At 41.2% G+C, this 14,438-nt stretch carries 23 protein-coding genes; 2 read left to right on the forward strand and 21 right to left on the reverse strand.

Going from position 1 to position 14,438, the window contains the following annotated elements; all coding sequences use genetic code 11:
- Positions 1-2 precede the first annotated feature (2 nt).
- The 17 genes from HBL79_RS00510 to HBL79_RS00590 form a co-directional block, all read right to left on the reverse strand.
- Entirely contained in the window at positions 3-515 is a 513-nt protein-coding gene (locus HBL79_RS00510; protein ID WP_051052690.1) for a phage neck terminator protein, read from the reverse strand.
- On the reverse strand, positions 439-786 hold the full coding sequence (locus HBL79_RS00515; RefSeq protein ID WP_017807104.1) for a hypothetical protein: 348 nt from the start codon (positions 784-786) through the stop codon (positions 439-441). Before HBL79_RS00515 ends, HBL79_RS00510 begins: the two co-directional genes overlap by 77 nt.
- Positions 783-1,226, reverse strand: coding sequence for a hypothetical protein (locus tag HBL79_RS00520; RefSeq protein ID WP_035688835.1), 444 nt, complete (start codon positions 1,224-1,226; stop codon positions 783-785). The genes HBL79_RS00515 and HBL79_RS00520 overlap by 4 nt, the downstream gene beginning before the upstream one ends.
- Positions 1,223-1,573, reverse strand: a complete 351-nt coding sequence (locus tag HBL79_RS00525; protein ID WP_017807106.1) for a DUF4054 domain-containing protein — start codon at positions 1,571-1,573, stop codon at positions 1,223-1,225. Before HBL79_RS00525 ends, HBL79_RS00520 begins: the two co-directional genes overlap by 4 nt.
- An 8-nt stretch (positions 1,574-1,581) precedes the next feature.
- The gene (locus tag HBL79_RS00530) at positions 1,582-2,484 is read right to left on the reverse strand and encodes a major capsid family protein (RefSeq protein ID WP_035688838.1); all 903 of its coding nucleotides are present in this window, start codon (positions 2,482-2,484) and stop codon (positions 1,582-1,584) included.
- Between the two features lie 12 nt (positions 2,485-2,496).
- Complete coding sequence (locus HBL79_RS00535) at positions 2,497-2,949, reverse strand: structural cement protein Gp24 (RefSeq protein WP_017807108.1); 453 nt, start codon at positions 2,947-2,949, stop codon at positions 2,497-2,499.
- Positions 2,949-4,070, reverse strand: a complete 1,122-nt coding sequence (locus HBL79_RS00540; RefSeq protein WP_017807109.1) for a DUF2213 domain-containing protein — start codon at positions 4,068-4,070, stop codon at positions 2,949-2,951. Before HBL79_RS00540 ends, HBL79_RS00535 begins: the two co-directional genes overlap by 1 nt.
- A 67-nt stretch (positions 4,071-4,137) precedes the next feature.
- Entirely contained in the window at positions 4,138-4,419 is a 282-nt protein-coding gene (locus HBL79_RS00545; protein WP_017807110.1) for a hypothetical protein, read from the reverse strand.
- A 2-nt stretch (positions 4,420-4,421) separates the two neighbouring features.
- Positions 4,422-5,819, reverse strand: coding sequence for a phage minor head protein (locus HBL79_RS00550; RefSeq protein WP_051185301.1), 1,398 nt, complete (start codon positions 5,817-5,819; stop codon positions 4,422-4,424).
- The gene (locus tag HBL79_RS00555) at positions 5,740-7,056 is read right to left on the reverse strand and encodes an anti-CBASS protein Acb1 family protein (RefSeq protein WP_046097263.1); all 1,317 of its coding nucleotides are present in this window, start codon (positions 7,054-7,056) and stop codon (positions 5,740-5,742) included. Before HBL79_RS00555 ends, HBL79_RS00550 begins: the two co-directional genes overlap by 80 nt.
- Entirely contained in the window at positions 7,053-8,402 is a 1,350-nt protein-coding gene (locus HBL79_RS00560; RefSeq protein ID WP_046097264.1) for a PBSX family phage terminase large subunit, read from the reverse strand. Before HBL79_RS00560 ends, HBL79_RS00555 begins: the two co-directional genes overlap by 4 nt.
- The gene (locus HBL79_RS00565) at positions 8,383-8,910 is read right to left on the reverse strand and encodes a terminase small subunit (RefSeq protein ID WP_017806476.1); all 528 of its coding nucleotides are present in this window, start codon (positions 8,908-8,910) and stop codon (positions 8,383-8,385) included. Before HBL79_RS00565 ends, HBL79_RS00560 begins: the two co-directional genes overlap by 20 nt.
- A gap of 10 nt (positions 8,911-8,920) precedes the next feature.
- Positions 8,921-9,175 (reverse strand): hypothetical protein, encoded by a 255-nt coding sequence (locus HBL79_RS00570; RefSeq protein ID WP_021723600.1) that lies wholly within the window; start codon positions 9,173-9,175, stop codon positions 8,921-8,923.
- Positions 9,159-9,374: an Rz1-like lysis system protein LysC gene (gene lysC, locus HBL79_RS00575; protein ID WP_046097555.1), complete on the reverse strand. Its 216-nt coding sequence runs from the start codon at positions 9,372-9,374 to the stop codon at positions 9,159-9,161. The genes HBL79_RS00570 and lysC overlap by 17 nt, the downstream gene beginning before the upstream one ends.
- Positions 9,340-9,705 carry a DUF2570 family protein gene (locus HBL79_RS00580; protein WP_228523718.1) on the reverse strand — a complete coding sequence of 122 codons (366 nt, stop codon included), beginning with the start codon at positions 9,703-9,705 and terminating at the stop codon, positions 9,340-9,342. The genes lysC and HBL79_RS00580 overlap by 35 nt, the downstream gene beginning before the upstream one ends.
- The gene (locus HBL79_RS00585; protein ID WP_017807118.1) at positions 9,662-10,069 is read right to left on the reverse strand and encodes a M15 family metallopeptidase; all 408 of its coding nucleotides are present in this window, start codon (positions 10,067-10,069) and stop codon (positions 9,662-9,664) included. Before HBL79_RS00585 ends, HBL79_RS00580 begins: the two co-directional genes overlap by 44 nt.
- On the reverse strand, positions 10,062-10,394 hold the full coding sequence (locus HBL79_RS00590; protein ID WP_017807585.1) for a phage holin, lambda family: 333 nt from the start codon (positions 10,392-10,394) through the stop codon (positions 10,062-10,064). Before HBL79_RS00590 ends, HBL79_RS00585 begins: the two co-directional genes overlap by 8 nt.
- Positions 10,395-10,497: 103 nt before the next feature.
- Between HBL79_RS00590 and HBL79_RS00595 the strand changes: the two genes are divergently transcribed.
- Positions 10,498-11,040 carry a hypothetical protein gene (locus tag HBL79_RS00595; RefSeq protein ID WP_046097541.1) on the forward strand — a complete coding sequence of 181 codons (543 nt, stop codon included), beginning with the start codon at positions 10,498-10,500 and terminating at the stop codon, positions 11,038-11,040.
- 265 nt (positions 11,041-11,305) lie between these two features.
- Here HBL79_RS00595 and HBL79_RS00600 read toward each other — a convergent pair whose 3' ends face one another.
- The 3 genes from HBL79_RS00600 to HBL79_RS00610 all read right to left on the reverse strand — a co-directional run bounded on the left by HBL79_RS00600 (position 11,306) and on the right by HBL79_RS00610 (position 13,002).
- Positions 11,306-11,818: a hypothetical protein gene (locus HBL79_RS00600; RefSeq protein WP_017807600.1), complete on the reverse strand. Its 513-nt coding sequence runs from the start codon at positions 11,816-11,818 to the stop codon at positions 11,306-11,308.
- A 183-nt stretch (positions 11,819-12,001) separates the two neighbouring features.
- On the reverse strand, positions 12,002-12,406 hold the full coding sequence (locus HBL79_RS00605) for a hypothetical protein (protein WP_035689440.1): 405 nt from the start codon (positions 12,404-12,406) through the stop codon (positions 12,002-12,004).
- The gene (locus HBL79_RS00610) at positions 12,397-13,002 is read right to left on the reverse strand and encodes a recombination protein NinG (protein ID WP_035689442.1); all 606 of its coding nucleotides are present in this window, start codon (positions 13,000-13,002) and stop codon (positions 12,397-12,399) included. Before HBL79_RS00610 ends, HBL79_RS00605 begins: the two co-directional genes overlap by 10 nt.
- A 308-nt stretch (positions 13,003-13,310) precedes the next feature.
- On the opposite strand from HBL79_RS00610, the gene HBL79_RS00615 reads away from it, so the two are divergent.
- A complete protein-coding gene (locus HBL79_RS00615; RefSeq protein WP_035689454.1) occupies positions 13,311-13,964 on the forward strand; it encodes a P22AR C-terminal domain-containing protein in 654 nt (217 codons plus the stop codon).
- A gap of 37 nt (positions 13,965-14,001) precedes the next feature.
- On the opposite strand, the gene HBL79_RS00620 is transcribed toward HBL79_RS00615, so the two are convergent.
- Positions 14,002-14,427 (reverse strand): recombination protein NinB, encoded by a 426-nt coding sequence (locus HBL79_RS00620; protein ID WP_046097538.1) that lies wholly within the window; start codon positions 14,425-14,427, stop codon positions 14,002-14,004.
- Positions 14,428-14,438 lie beyond the last annotated feature (11 nt).

Raw genomic sequence — 14,438 nt, forward strand, 5'->3', positions numbered from 1 at the left:
GCTTATCTCCTTATATTTTTGGTTAATTGCTGATTGGTTGCGACATCAACTTGTGCGATTGCTTCAAGTGGTGTTTCGATAATAATTTGATGAGATAAGGTGAGATCCATCTGCCCGCGTTCTTCATAGCCGCCACCGAGCGTTGCCGTAAGATTGCGTACAGCAGAATAATCAATGATCGCACAGTGCATTGCGTTGAATACGTCAATCATTGCTGAGCTTTGCAGTACACTGCGTAATTTATTGACAAGCGTGATCGCCCCTGTCCCATAGGCTGAAAGGCTAATTGTTGATAAACAGCTCGTGGTGATCCGCTCAGTCTTACCATTAAATGCTCGCCTGCTCTGCCCGATTTCCTCCGTTGAGAGTAAATCAACCGTAACAAAAGCACAGGGGTAACGCTGACCTTTTGGTAGATAACCACTTATCACACTGTGTTCAGGTAATTGTAAAGCCTGTTGAATGGCCTTGCGTAGTTGCACTAAGTCGAGTTGCGAAATAGTGGTAGTAACCATAGTCCCCCCAGTCTGTCGCACTTGTAATACGGTATTTGAAATGACGAAATAGCACTAAATCCCCGCATTTAAGCGGTTCTTGCGTAAAAATTTTCAATGTGGGTAAATAACGCTCCCCCTCAGGAAGTCGTTGAAGATCGTTAGCACTTGCGGGAATAACAATCGCCACCCTCATTTCTTCTGTGAAATCCGTTTCATCTTCGTTAGCAATAAAAACGGTTACCGTTTTACGAAAAAGACTTGAGCGAAATCGCCCTGATTGGTTAATCATCTCACCACTCCTTTAATTGATTGCCCTAAACGCCCCGTATCAATTAAGGGTTTACTTGATTTCTTGCGTTTTATCGTTGAAGGTGCATTTTTCGCCCAATCACCCTGTTCAATGTTTTTCTGAACATCAGCTTGGGCAATTTGAGCGATTTTACTTAACAAATGGTGTGCGTCCTCTCCGTTGTTAATGCCCTCACGATAAAGTGCGGTGTATTTTGCGGTATTTTCTTTCAGCGTTTGCGTTAAAAAAGGACGTGCTGGAATGCGTTTATCCGCTGAACCAAACTCTAAAACAGCCGCTAAAGTCGCAAGATTAAACCCCTCTTCCAACACCGCGTTATCCTCAGCGGGAATACCCACAGCAATATCACGTTTAGCTAACTGTTCCAGTTTTGTTGCCAGTTCTTGGATCGCATTTTCCCCATTCCATTCCACACTCATACCACCATCACCCCTATGCCAACAAGATTGCGTAATCGAAGATACTCCTGTCCATAAGCGGTTAAATGGTAAGCCTCACCGCCGTTAGGCGGTATAGCATAACTTGCCGATAATTCGCCCACACTTTCACTAGCCAATAACGCAATTGGTCCTCCCGCATTTTCACTCACCCTTTTACGCATTGCGATAAAATGAGCCGTTAATGCCAACACACCGCGACAATACAGATGACGCCATTGCCTTTCGTCAATCTCTTGTTTTGCATCCTCAATAAAAAAGCCGATGGTATTATCATCGGCTCGCTCAAATTCAGGATAACGCCCCTTAAAGGCTTCAATGGTTGGCATTTTGCCTCCTAATAGTCAATGTATAATGCAGAATCAGGCTCGAGGAAGGTTACGCCACCAAAAGCCATACGTAATCCTGTTTCATAAGTGACCAAGCCTTTTTCTTTCGCCCCTAATACACTCGGCGACATCGGCACATCAAACACCACATAATTTGGATCGTTAATATAAGCAATCGCCCGTGTTTTACCCGTCGTCACTTGTGTACCAAAATTAGACGGTAACGCTTTAATTGATACCGTTTTCCCCGCAGCCGCACTTAAATTTTTTGTCAAATATTCAAGAGCGGTAATATCGGTTTTATCACGGGTAAGTAACGCAAGATGAGCCAAGTCCATACCGTCAATGGCAAAGACATTCGGCGTATCAATACGGTGTGTTTTTTCCATTCCACGCAAGAAAATCTCTTTGAAGAAGGTAACCGCCTCCTCAAAGCTCATCGTTTTCACCGCTTTTTTAACTGTCGGTGAATAAACCTCCACACCAGAAGCATTTAACAGCCCTTTTAAGCGAGTATCACGCCCGTGTCCCAAAAACGCCACTTTCTGCAAGGTTTGTTGAGCATTTTTGTTTAATGCCATAATTTTTTGCGTATCTACCGCCACATTAAACAATTTAGCACGCTCTAGCTCAATCTGATTATATTGCACGGTTTTGATCCAATCTACAATCGGCGTACGTGCGTGATTAAAGGTGACAGAAACTTGATCAAAGGTCGTGGTGTTATCGCCAACTAAACCACTATCTAAATCCCCTGAAATATCTGCACCAAAGTGGATTTTTTCCGTTATCCCCACGCCACCATTTTGATCGACGTGAACAAATTGAGGAAACACAATTTCAGGGTATTTCGTTTGTGTCATTTGCCCACGCACTTGCGTTAATGCACTAGTTAAATAAGATAATGCCATTTTAATTTACTCCTATAAACGTGTAATTTCTGCTAAATGTTCCGTGGCATTGATGACCACAAAATCGGTGGCAATGGTTTTACCGCTATCTTCAGCTTTATCAATCGTGCCAACCTCTTTATCGCCATTTTTCACCGCTCTTACATAGACCTTATCGCCACGCACAACGCTAACGCCCTTACCAACGGTAACCCAAACACTGTCCCCTTGCGTAATATGCATCACATCGACCAAATCATTGGGCTGAAAATCATCTTTAATTAGCGATCGCACAATCACCCCCGCAATCACATCTGTTAGCGCACTTAATGGCTTAACGCCTCCTGTCGCGTCAATGGCAACAAACAAGCCCGCCTGAATAGGACTTTTGCCTTTAAATTGTTCTGAAGTGGTTTTCGCACTGGCTAATCCGCCTTTACCCACTTCCCCCGCAAATGTACGAGTAGTGCTATTTGCATATGCCATTATTGTTGTCCTCCATAGAGTTTATTAAAATCAATGCCCACCGATTGAGGCTTGCTATCGTTTAAAAATGCCGAGCCTAACTGGTGATCTTGCAATTTCTTACTGATATTTTTTGCCGCTTGATACATCCCCTCAATCGCCTCATCAGAAAGGGCGGTTAAGGTTTCAGCGGGAGCAATACCACTATGAACAATCACTTTTTCTTGAATTTGTCTAACCGTATCACTATCAGCAAAACTCAAATCAGCGGAAATCATTTTTGCATCAGCCAACACAGCGGAACGTTTCTGAGCAGTTACACTCGCCTTAGCCTCATCTTCAAGTTTTTGAATTTTAGCTTTCAATTCCGCATTCTCTTTTACTAGTGCTTCATCTTTCACGTTTCGTTTCTCCTTTTCTTTTTCCTCATCAGAAGCGGCGTTTTTTTCTTTTTTAGCAGACTGTTCTGCGGGTTTTTCAGGTTGATTCTCTCCGCTTTTTTTCTTAGGCATTTCACTGGTTTGCTCATCATCCTCTTCTTCAATTTGCTTTTTCTGCTCATCAGAAAGGCTGATACCAAAAACGCCTAAGATAGAGTCAAGAAGTTTCACTTTTTTGCTCATCGCATTCTCCTCATCGGCTAGCTTAACCGTTCCCCCGCAGCGACCTCTAGCCACAATCGCCACGTGGTTGCCGATCATCGGCGACATCTCATAATCAGCCCCATTGACTTGAGTTTGCGTCAATTTACAGTCATACCCACAAGAAAGCTCTTGAATGCCGTGATCTTGAATAAGGCGAATGGTTTCCTCATCATAAATCCACGCCTCCCCTTTTAGCGTATCTTGATCACGCACGACATTGCGAACTACCCCAACAGAAAGGGCTTTCCAGTTTTTCGCATTTACATTTTCCTTAGGGTGGCCCACCGTAATAGGCACGCCCTCAAAACTTTTTATGGTTTCATTCCCGAATAACGAGCCTTCCGTTCGGGCAACCTTTTTCACCGCTTTTTGATTACCTACATTCAACTCACTATCTAAATAATCAAAAATCCCCACCTTAGACAAGGTAGCCGGCACGACTAAATAACCGTCTTTAGTAAAGGTGCGTGCGGTCTGTGCTTTATCATTAAATCGCATAGCCACTCCTTTTTTAGGCATAAAAAAACCGCACTAAAAAGTGCGGCCTGTTTTGGTTTAATTTTTCCTAATCGCTTGTTTTGGTTTTTTCTAAGCGTTTGATAACTTGCTCCACAGTCAAATCATCATTCATCGAAATACGGCGATAATATTCAATGGCAAAAGGATTAGTCCGTAAATCATTAATCTTACGGGCTATCTCCGCTTTTGTGGGTTTATAGGCTTCTGCTTCGGCAAGTTCACGCTCTGTTTTTTCTGCCCTTTTCTTGTCCATTTCTAGCCAAGCATCAAAATCGGAATAACCTTCAAATTTAGCCAACTCTTTTTGCTGTTCTAACGTTAATCTCATATTTATTCCTCAATAAGTTCAACGAGATAAGTTTTCTTAAACCAACCTTTCTGTTGCACGTTTCTCACATAAAACCTTTTCTTAGTTTGGAATAATACCTCTCTTTCGTGAGGATATAAAGAGATTTGTTCAATATCTCGCCCTGTTTTGCCGTGAATGATAAATTTCACATTTCCCGAAAAGCCTATATTTTGCTCTGTTTTAGACGTGCTTGTAAATTGATATTCCTCCACAATCGCCCCTTGTTGGTAGCGGGCTAGAAAGGCTTTAAGCTCTTTCTTCGACAATTCAATATTGCGATACGTGGTTTTATTATGTACGGGTATCTTCTTCAGTGCGTTATCTAAGGTTTTTGCTAATACTAACTGCTCGGCACTGGCTGTTCCTGTCCTTAACGCTTTATTTAATGGTCGGTGGATTGCCCCCGTATAAGCTATGACTGACATTGCCTCACTACGGGATAAGCGATACGCCGCAATATTCGGCACGATTTTAGTCAAATGCTCAGCAACAAAATTAAATGCGGTTGCTCCGATTAAGCCTTTTAATAACCGATCTTCTTCAAACTGTTGTGTGAGTCCTACCACAAGTTTTTCGCTATCTTTGCCGAAATAAGGTAAAGCAACACAACGGCAGTTTACCTCGTGCGTCGGATGTCCTGTCGGTGGTGGACTCGCCCAGCTAAAAATTTTCCCCTCGTTTTCCGCGTGGCTTTCTCGCACTCGCTCATCACCGGAGGTTGACCAGATATAGTGGGTAATCCCTAACGCCTCCTGCTGTGCTTGGTCAATCGCTCCGTTAAATTTGCTTGATTGATCTCTTGCGATCAGTTTGGCTCTTTTTTCGGTGATATTGCCAATCTCTTTGAGTGATTTAAGTAGATCACGGTTTAATTTGCCATTTAATACGGATTGATGTACTACAGTTTGCACTTTATCCAAATATTGGTTATGAATGGATTTAATCAGTTGTACATTGGCTTGAGCAAGCTGGTTTACCTTATCGTTCACTGTAGGGTTGCTTTGAATATAGCTTTTTAAATCAAGCCCTGTGGCTTGCTGTAGGCGTTGGCTAAAATCGTTATCGTGCTGAGCTTTCGCTCGTTGAGTAAAGCCACCTGCGATACGGCTTGCCATTTCATCAATCTTTTTTTCCCCTAAGCGATTGAGCTTGTCGAGTAATGCAGTGCGATCATCATTAGCAGCATCGTGAAATTGCGACGAAAAAAAAGTGCGGTTATTTTCCACCGCACTTTCAATTTCATCTCGCAACTGCTTCACGAACAGTAACAATTCCCGCTTATACCAGATTTCTGCCCGCCTACTGTTCTTGATCGGCTTGTATCGCTTCAGTTTGATCAGCTTGTTGTTGCGAAGAAGCTCGGGTAAATTCATCAACATCTTGTTGCTCCTCAAGTAACGCAATATCTTCTGCTGAGATATTGGCAAATAACCCATTTTCATTGAGTTCATTCGCCACCTGCACTTCACTCAATACGCCATTTTGAATAAAGATATTCATTGCATTGGCAAAGCTTGTTAAGGCATTCATTTTTTGCTCAAAACTGATTTCTTGAAGGCTCGGAAACTCAAACCACCAATCTTTCGGCTGAAACCCTATCACCATTTGGGCTAATAATGGGTCAAGCCGTTCAAATAATGGTCGTAGTCGGCTTTCTTGCAATGCGTGAATGCTTTCGTGGAAGTTTTGAATATCTTCATCACCACTGGCTAAACCGCTTACGGATTGTCCGAATAATATCGTCACAGGCATATCAGCGGCACCCGCTACGGCATTGCGAAACTCCACTAATAACTCTTTTAATCCCGTAAAGGTTAGCTCTTTTTGTTCATACTCACTTTCACCGTCAATCAATAAGCAGTTTGTAATCGATTTAATATTTTGTATATGGCTCATTGCTTCAGTGATGCTTTCCGCCCCACCTGACGCAAGCTTAACGTTAAGCCCGGATATTTTAAAAATATCCGTCTTGCTCTCAGTGACCAACTCACCAATATTAATACTGAGCATATCAAAGCGTTTAAGCGTAGGGTAAATACCCTCTAAATCAGAAAAACCAAACAACGAATTATCACTTTCACTGCGATACGCTCCCTGCATTAAATATAAACGGGAATGATGCACCTCAATTTGACCGTTGAGGATATAGTAATTATATTTGCCAAAATTAGCAGAAAGGATATCTGTGTTTTTATTGCCTTTTCCTTGTATTAAATTTGGCTTAATCACTAATAAACGTTCAATGACTTGATTTGAGTTTAATGGAGATTGCACGCTCGCATTCGTTAAAATGAGTACACCGCACCCACCGTAAAGGCTTGTTGTAATACAAGCCTCTTTTGTGATTTCTTGCAATTTTAAGCGACGTTCTAGATCGTAAAAGCCATTAAGCTGTTTGGCAGCTAAATCATTCGATTTAATCTCCCGCCATTTACGCGTCATATGCTCCGCTCTTTTTAAGCAGACTTTTTGGGCAATCCAATTTTCCGCCCATAGCGTATCAAGCTCTTTTTGATTATCTGTTAATTTTACAGAGGGCTGATAAGTTGCCTGCTCTTGTCGTCGCCCCAACGCCATTGACATTGAGGTTAAACTATCATTTATACTTGTTGTCATAGTGCGTCCCAAATTGCTATGTTATTCCGAGCTAAACCACTCACCGCCATAACCAAGCTATCTGCAAGATTAGGTGAAGGAATGCCTCGTTTTTTCATTTCTTTTTTACTCTCCACTTTCACACGACCGTTATTGTCATAATCCACGCGAGGTCGAGAAAGCTCAGCGACCAAATAATCCAATTCACTTATCTCACTTGATAGGCTAATTAATTCTTCTGATGGATAGTGATCACCGAACTTAATTGCTCGATAGGTTTTATAAAAACGATCTCTTACCGCCCACCAAGACTGAGCTTTGAGATTGGCAAACATATCTTTATTTTTTTTACCTAAGCTATATTCTCGTTCTGGATATTCCACCGCACCACTGGCATTAAAGCCTATCGCTTGTAATTTACCTTGTTGTAAAGTGCGGTTATAATGTGCTTTAACACCTGCCCCAACACCAATTGAGTCAAAAATAATTTCATCTGCGGCAAATTTAATGGCTTCATCAGCAGTACGATCTGCACTGCTTATCACATCGCCCCCTTTCCAAGAAAAGCAATCCATTACCACCGCACCGTAAACCAAACAATTTGCGTTAGCGTCTTCTCCCTCATCAGCCACATCAAAGCCAGTCACTTTTTTACCCAACGGTTCAAAGCCTAATTGTTTATGTGCATCAATGGCAGCCTCAATCCACACGGGCTTAATGATCACTTTATCGCTATCTGCAACGGGTTCCCCCTCCCAAATATGCCGATAAAGCTCATAATCTTTCGCCTTGCAATCTTCCATTTCTAATCGCAAGGTTTCGGGGAAAAAGGGATTATCTGTGAAATTAACTTTAATCAGGACAATATCGCTTGGCGGCGAAACAACAAAGCGTTGATAAGTATCATCAAGAATATTTTTCGGGTTAAAGGAAACCCAAATTTCAGAATATTCTTTCCGAATAGTTGGGATTAAAATTTCCCAACTCTCTTTTGACACATTTTCGGCTTCTTCCACCCAGCAAATATCGATCCCCTCAAGGGATTTAATTTTAGTTGGGTTATTTTTGATGCCGTAAAACAGGAAAATCGCCCCCGTTTTAAGGTTGTAGATTTTGTTTTTCTGCACATCAAATTCAGATTGATAGCCATAGCGTTCGATTGTGTCGGCAAGTAACTGAATCACCGAATCACTAATCGAGTTCTGTAATTCCCTTGCACACAAAAAACGGCTTGATGATCGGCGGGCAATTTCAATTAACAGCCTCGCTATCGTCCAAGACTTACCACTACCACGCCCACCATAAGCCACTTTGTAGCGATGAGGCTCAATAAAAGGCAAAAATTTACTAATCAGCTTCTGCGTCATCTGAAAATAAATCCCTTAATGAGCCTAATGCCATAGAGCCATCGCTTGAGGTTAAATCTACTTTTTGGCTGAACATTCCTAAATGCTTGCCAAGTAATTCAAACGCCTTATTAGCCCCAGTTGGTTCAAACACAAAACATCGGTCATCTACCGCTTGCGTTGTTCCCTCTTGGGCGTTTTTAATTACAGTAGTAATGGTTAATGGCTTCTTACCTGTACATATAGCGAGATATTCTTGCAGATCATTAATAATCCCATCAACCGTTAAATTATGGCGTTGTTTATGTTTATCTTGTAATGCTTCAATACGGAGTGCGATCGGAGTGTCCTTTAATAATTTTTTTGCATTTGAGTTGATTGCACTTGATTTCATTTTAGAACAATCATAACTCTGCCGATACGCTTCACTTGCATTCCCAAGCTCAATATAGAGCTGACAGAATTTTTCTTGTTTTGGTGTCAACCCACGCCCTTTAGACGTGGACTTAACCCCGTCTTTCTTTGGCATAGGTTAATCCTTATTTAATTTCTCCAGTAATACGAATTTTAAACATTGGCACATATTCAGGGTTGTGGATATTCAGCAGTCCCTCAATAAAAAAGCCGATTTGATCTGCGACAGTTAAAACCCATTCAGGAATAAAATTAGCCGCCCCAATAATGGGGGCTTCACTATCAATATCTTTGACATAAACAGGAATACCCCAAAGCCATCCATAATGCGTGAAGCCTTCCTCAATCAATTTCTTTTTCGACTTATAAAGCATTCCCATTTGATTTACTCCACTCAATCACCCCACTTAACCGCCCCGCACAAATCTCACGTTCTTTCTGCACCACTCGCAAATAAATAATCGCATCACCATACGTTGAGCCGTTAAATGCGGTTTGCTGACAAGGGATTAAATAAATGCTCGGTGGTAGGTGATACTCTGTTTTAATTTTTGTGCTGCAACCGCTTAATAACATCATCAGGCAAAGGCTCGCGGCTACAATCCTGCCCTTTAATCCTTTTATAAATAACGCGAATATCTTCATCGGCTTTTTCTCGCTGTACTTGTTCAAGTGCGGTCTGTTTTTGTGTCGTTTTTCGTTCATCTTCGAGCTGTTTTGTTCTTTCTGCGAGATTATGGTTCAGTTGCTGTATGGTTTGAGCTTGCATTTGATTTTTGGCTCTCAAGCTACTTATCCTCTGCGACTGATACCAAACCCAACCACACAAGCCCAAAATCACGCATAACCACAACAGCGAGGAATATTTACGGATAAACGGCACGATGTAATTCAAAATGCGGGCCATCATAAAAACGTTCATCTTCACTTTTCCCATTACCGTTCCAATCTCCACCCCAGCGAATGGTGACATTTAATTCTTTGGCCGCTCGAAACATTGCCTTCGCAATTTCCTTAAATTTATCCCGTTCTGACCAAGGGATTTTTCCTTCAACCAGCGGGGCTAAATCCACCGCGTGACCGGTTAAATGACGGCTATTCATTGTTTTAGTTGCCCCTTGCTTAAAGAGTTGGGCTTGGCGTGCTTTTGTTCTTACCCCTTCAATCACCGCAAAATCAACGGTGCTATATTCAAGGGCTTTTCGCACGACCTTAACCAAATCACCGTGAACACCTTGTAAATGCTTTTCACTACGTTGGCTAAATTTAAACATCTTTTTCTACCCGTTTTTTTAACACCAGCATTAAATATTCACGGATTTTCTCCGCACCAATAAACCCGAGCATTCCCCCGATAAAGGTAGCTAGCCCCTCTGAAAAACCAAGATGATTTAACAGCGACATACTTGATAAGGTTAAAGCACCACAAATTGCCCCATCCAATATCCGCTGGCGAAAACTCGTTTTCTGACGCAAAAAGGCAGCGCGTAGCAAAGACATAAAAAACGCCATCGTGAAACCCACAATGGCATTGTAATTTTGATGAATATATGCCCCTAAAATAAGCCATATATTCGGATCGTTGTTTGGCATTTTCATCACTCCGCCTCCTTTTTGAGGCAATAAAAAGCCCACCTGTTACAGTGGGCTATAAGTTCTGCTAAGATAAAGTTTCCACACAATAAAATAGCAGAGGTTTAAAATGAAACTCGATAGAACTATACAAAAGGAAATATTATTAAAACTTGCTGAAACATATCCTCATCCAAATGGAGAAAACTTAGTTCATTACATTAAAAATAAAAGAGAATATACTGGTTTTAATGAATACCCTTATGATTATATTGTCGCCAACTTATTTTATTTACAAGAACACCAACTTGTTGACGGTTTTTCTATAAAATATGCACTAGGTGGAACATCTATTGAAAATTTTTATAGTGCAAGATTAACAAACAAAGGTGCGGATTTTTTACTTGACGATGGCGGACTTTCTGCAATTCTTGGCACTATTACAATAAAATTCCATGAGGATACAATTAAATCTATTTTATCAACCAAAATAGAATCATCTTCTCTTCCTAAAGAGGAAAAATCATCACTACTCAACATTTTAAAAGGGTTGAGCGGAAAAGCCCTAGAGCGGGTAATAACGAAATTGGTAGATCTTGGATTTGAGAATGCGGATCAAGCAATCCCTCTGCTGAAAATAGCGTTTGAGTCCTTGCAGAAATCTGTTTCTTAAACACAAGATTTGCTATTAATTCACCTGACTGATTACGAATAGGTAATAAAACCTCTTCTAGTTCCTTTTTCTGGCAAGAGTTAGGAACGGAAAGCATTAATCTATCGTTTTCATCTATCCAAAGCTCTATACCTAAAAAAGTAAAAGGTTGAATAAAACCGCTTTCAGCTTTCATCATTCCTCCAATATTGAGCTTCTAAGTTTCAAATAAAAAGCCCCGACCGTTTCCGATCAGGGCTGTTAAAAGTTTGCTCACTCTATTTTGTTACATCTCTAACACAAACGCCAACACCTCTTCCATTGATGAAAACGTGAGTTTGTTTAAATCTTGCTTAATCAACACAATTTCAAATGAGCCATCAATATCTGTCCACCCTAACTCGGCTAAACGTTTTATCATCGCTTGATACTGCATAATCTCCGCGGATAAATCACCCGTTTGAATCGCATTAAAATATGCTCGTTTTAAATTAACACTAAAGCCATAGGATTGATTTAAGTAATCGACATCAATAGTAATATCTGCACCAATAAAGCTATCTGCTGGATCAGAAAATTGAATACGTATATTCATTGAGCCTTTATAGTTAGCTTCAATCGTGCTTGGAATATTATTTATTACGGTAAAACCTTGCTCTTGTAAAAAAGAAACTGCTTCATCTACCATTAACGAAATTGCGTTTTCTTTTTTATCTCGCAACACACTCAAACGTTGTTCAAATAACGCATTACATTCTGCCTTTAAATCTGCAAGCTGTTTACGCAATTCAAATGACATAGTTATCTCCTTTTAGGATTGACCAAATGCAGAGCAATTTATAGTGAAAAATAAACCCACAAAAAAGCCCTAGATTGTATTCTAGGGCTGTTAAAATTCATTCGTGCGTTTTAAACGTGCGAAACCGCACTATAGATAAGACTATACACTTTTAGTTCGAACAAAACAAGCATTTTTTATACATCACGCTAAGAAAAGGCATTTGTTTTTACTCAACATCAATTTCAATGCAGTTTCAGCGATTTTCATCTGCTCAAAATAACGTGTTTTCTTAATCCCAAACCTTTCCAAAATCCCCATTCTCACTAACGCACGATTGCGATCGTACTCATTATAAAGCGGCAAACGGTAAGCATAAGTTGCCATAAATAAATCGTAAAGCTCAGGTGTTGCTTTACGCATCACTAGCACGCAACGCTCGATTTCCTCAGCTAACGACTCACTAATGGGATCAACTCGTCTTTTGCTCTCATCAATCGGCGTGGGAATGCTCACCGAAAGGCAAGGATATTCCGTGCCTAATCTAGGCGTTGCCCAGTACCCCCATTGTGTGCAGACTTTTTTAATATCGTTAAAAACTAATTCCATTGCTTACCTCGCTTTACTAACCACTTCGCTTTCCGCTCAAAAATCCGCTTAATCCGTCTTAAATCATCATCGCTATAATGCCTTGGGCGTTGGTCGTTTTCGATTTCTTGCACCTTTTCAATACCCAAACGCTCAATCAGCCCTACGCGATATTCGTGATAGTTTCCTCCTAACCAGCGATTACAGCGTTTGCACTGCCCGTGAATGTTTAACGTATAAAACCGCAAGTGCGGGGCTGAACCACGGCTACGATAATGCCCCGCATCAAATCCCCCGCCTAATTTCTCGCTAATCAACGGCGTACCGCACGAGATACATTCCTTATTCGCATCACGAAAACGGATATATTTATTCACCGCACTTTGAGCTTCAGCAATGAGTTGATTATGCGTTTTATTCTTTTCCTTAAGTGCGGTCATTCTTTTGCGAGTTTCTGCCCGTTCTGCTTTTGCAATTTTTTCCCGTTTTTTACGTGATTGTTCTGCCGATAATTTTATTGCACAGTCCACACTACAAACTTTTTGCAGGCTGCTGACTGTCTTTGTGTAATAAGTGCCACAGACTTTGCACTTATGCTGTTTTGGTGCTTTTGCCATTAAACTTCCCAACCTTCCATAATCATTAATTCATCTCCAATCTTGACAACCCCACAATTCAAGCGTAGGATTTAACACAGGTCTCAAAAGCCTACCAAAAACGGTTACTCACCCCGTTAGCGTGATTTTTTTGTATCTGGGTTTCTCCTATCTCTTATACCTGATACAAAAACAACAACTTAAATCAATGTTCGACAGTGCGACGAATACAATACCGCAAGGGAATAAGTCCGCCTGATTTTTGGCAGGTTTTGAGCTGTCGAACGCCCTAATAAGTTAGGGATTTCTCTCAAAAGGAAACCAAAAAAATGTCAAACTTAACTATCTTCAATTTTGAACACTTCCAAATTCAAACTATTATCGAAAATAACGAAATCTTTTTCCGTGCTACTCAGCTAGCTGAATTATTGGAATATTCAAATCCACATAAAGCCATTAAGGATCACGTTGATCCAGATGACCTAACGAAACGTGAGGTCATCGATACAATCCGCAGAAAACAGCGTGTACTATTCGTTAATGAAAGCGGAATGTATTCTTTAGTGCTTGGTTCAAAACTTCCATCAGCTAAAAAAGTAAAACGTTGGGTAACCTCTGAAGTTCTTCCACAAATCCGCAAAACAGGGGCTTATTCAACACACCCCCAACAACTCGCTTTGCCTGAACCCGAGAAAATATACACCTTTAAATTCACCGAGTACGAGCTTGAACAACTTGCTTGGTTATGGTTCAGCCACAAACGAATGAATACCCTACTCGCCGAGCTTTACGAGCCACTCAATGCCCTTGGCTCAACCTTTAGTGGCACAGTTTACAGCCACGCCTACGAGTACAAACGCCATTATGAAGAAAGCCAAGCCACCCTACAGCGTTTAATCCAGCCCTTTACTCAATCGAAAAAACTCAATTGGCAACGGGTTATTCCAAAAATTAGCCCCGCACCAAAACAGCTAGATTTCTAAAAACTCCTCAAAATCCAACCGCACTTCGGTGCGGTTTTTAATACCCGTAAAACCCTTGCTTGTCGCTAAATCGCACGCCTTGCTCCGCTGCCCAAGCATCAACATACTCAATCAAACTCGCTAACCGCTTTACGCCCATTTGTGCGGTGCTTTCGCGTAAATTCACGACTTCACCCTCAAAGCCAATCGCCATCTCCGCTTGCCCACCAGTGGCAATTTTATGACCGCTCACAAAAAGCATTTTCCACGTTTCCAATGTTTGCTTTTTGCCCTGAAACTCGCATTGTTTGGCAATATCGCCAAGCATTGCGTGAAGTTTTGCATTCTGTGCTAACGTACGCGTTAAGGGCTTTATTTCCACCACTACGGGGTTTTTATCATCTAAGGCAAGGGAATGTATTACCCCGATCGCATTTTGCTGTATGCGTGCATTACGCAAGAAAAAGCGTTGTTTAGTTTCCATACCCACCGCAC

Origin of the sequence: Avibacterium paragallinarum, from assembly GCF_011765605.1 — a bacterium.
Classification (GTDB): Bacteria; Pseudomonadota; Gammaproteobacteria; order Enterobacterales; family Pasteurellaceae; genus Avibacterium; species Avibacterium paragallinarum.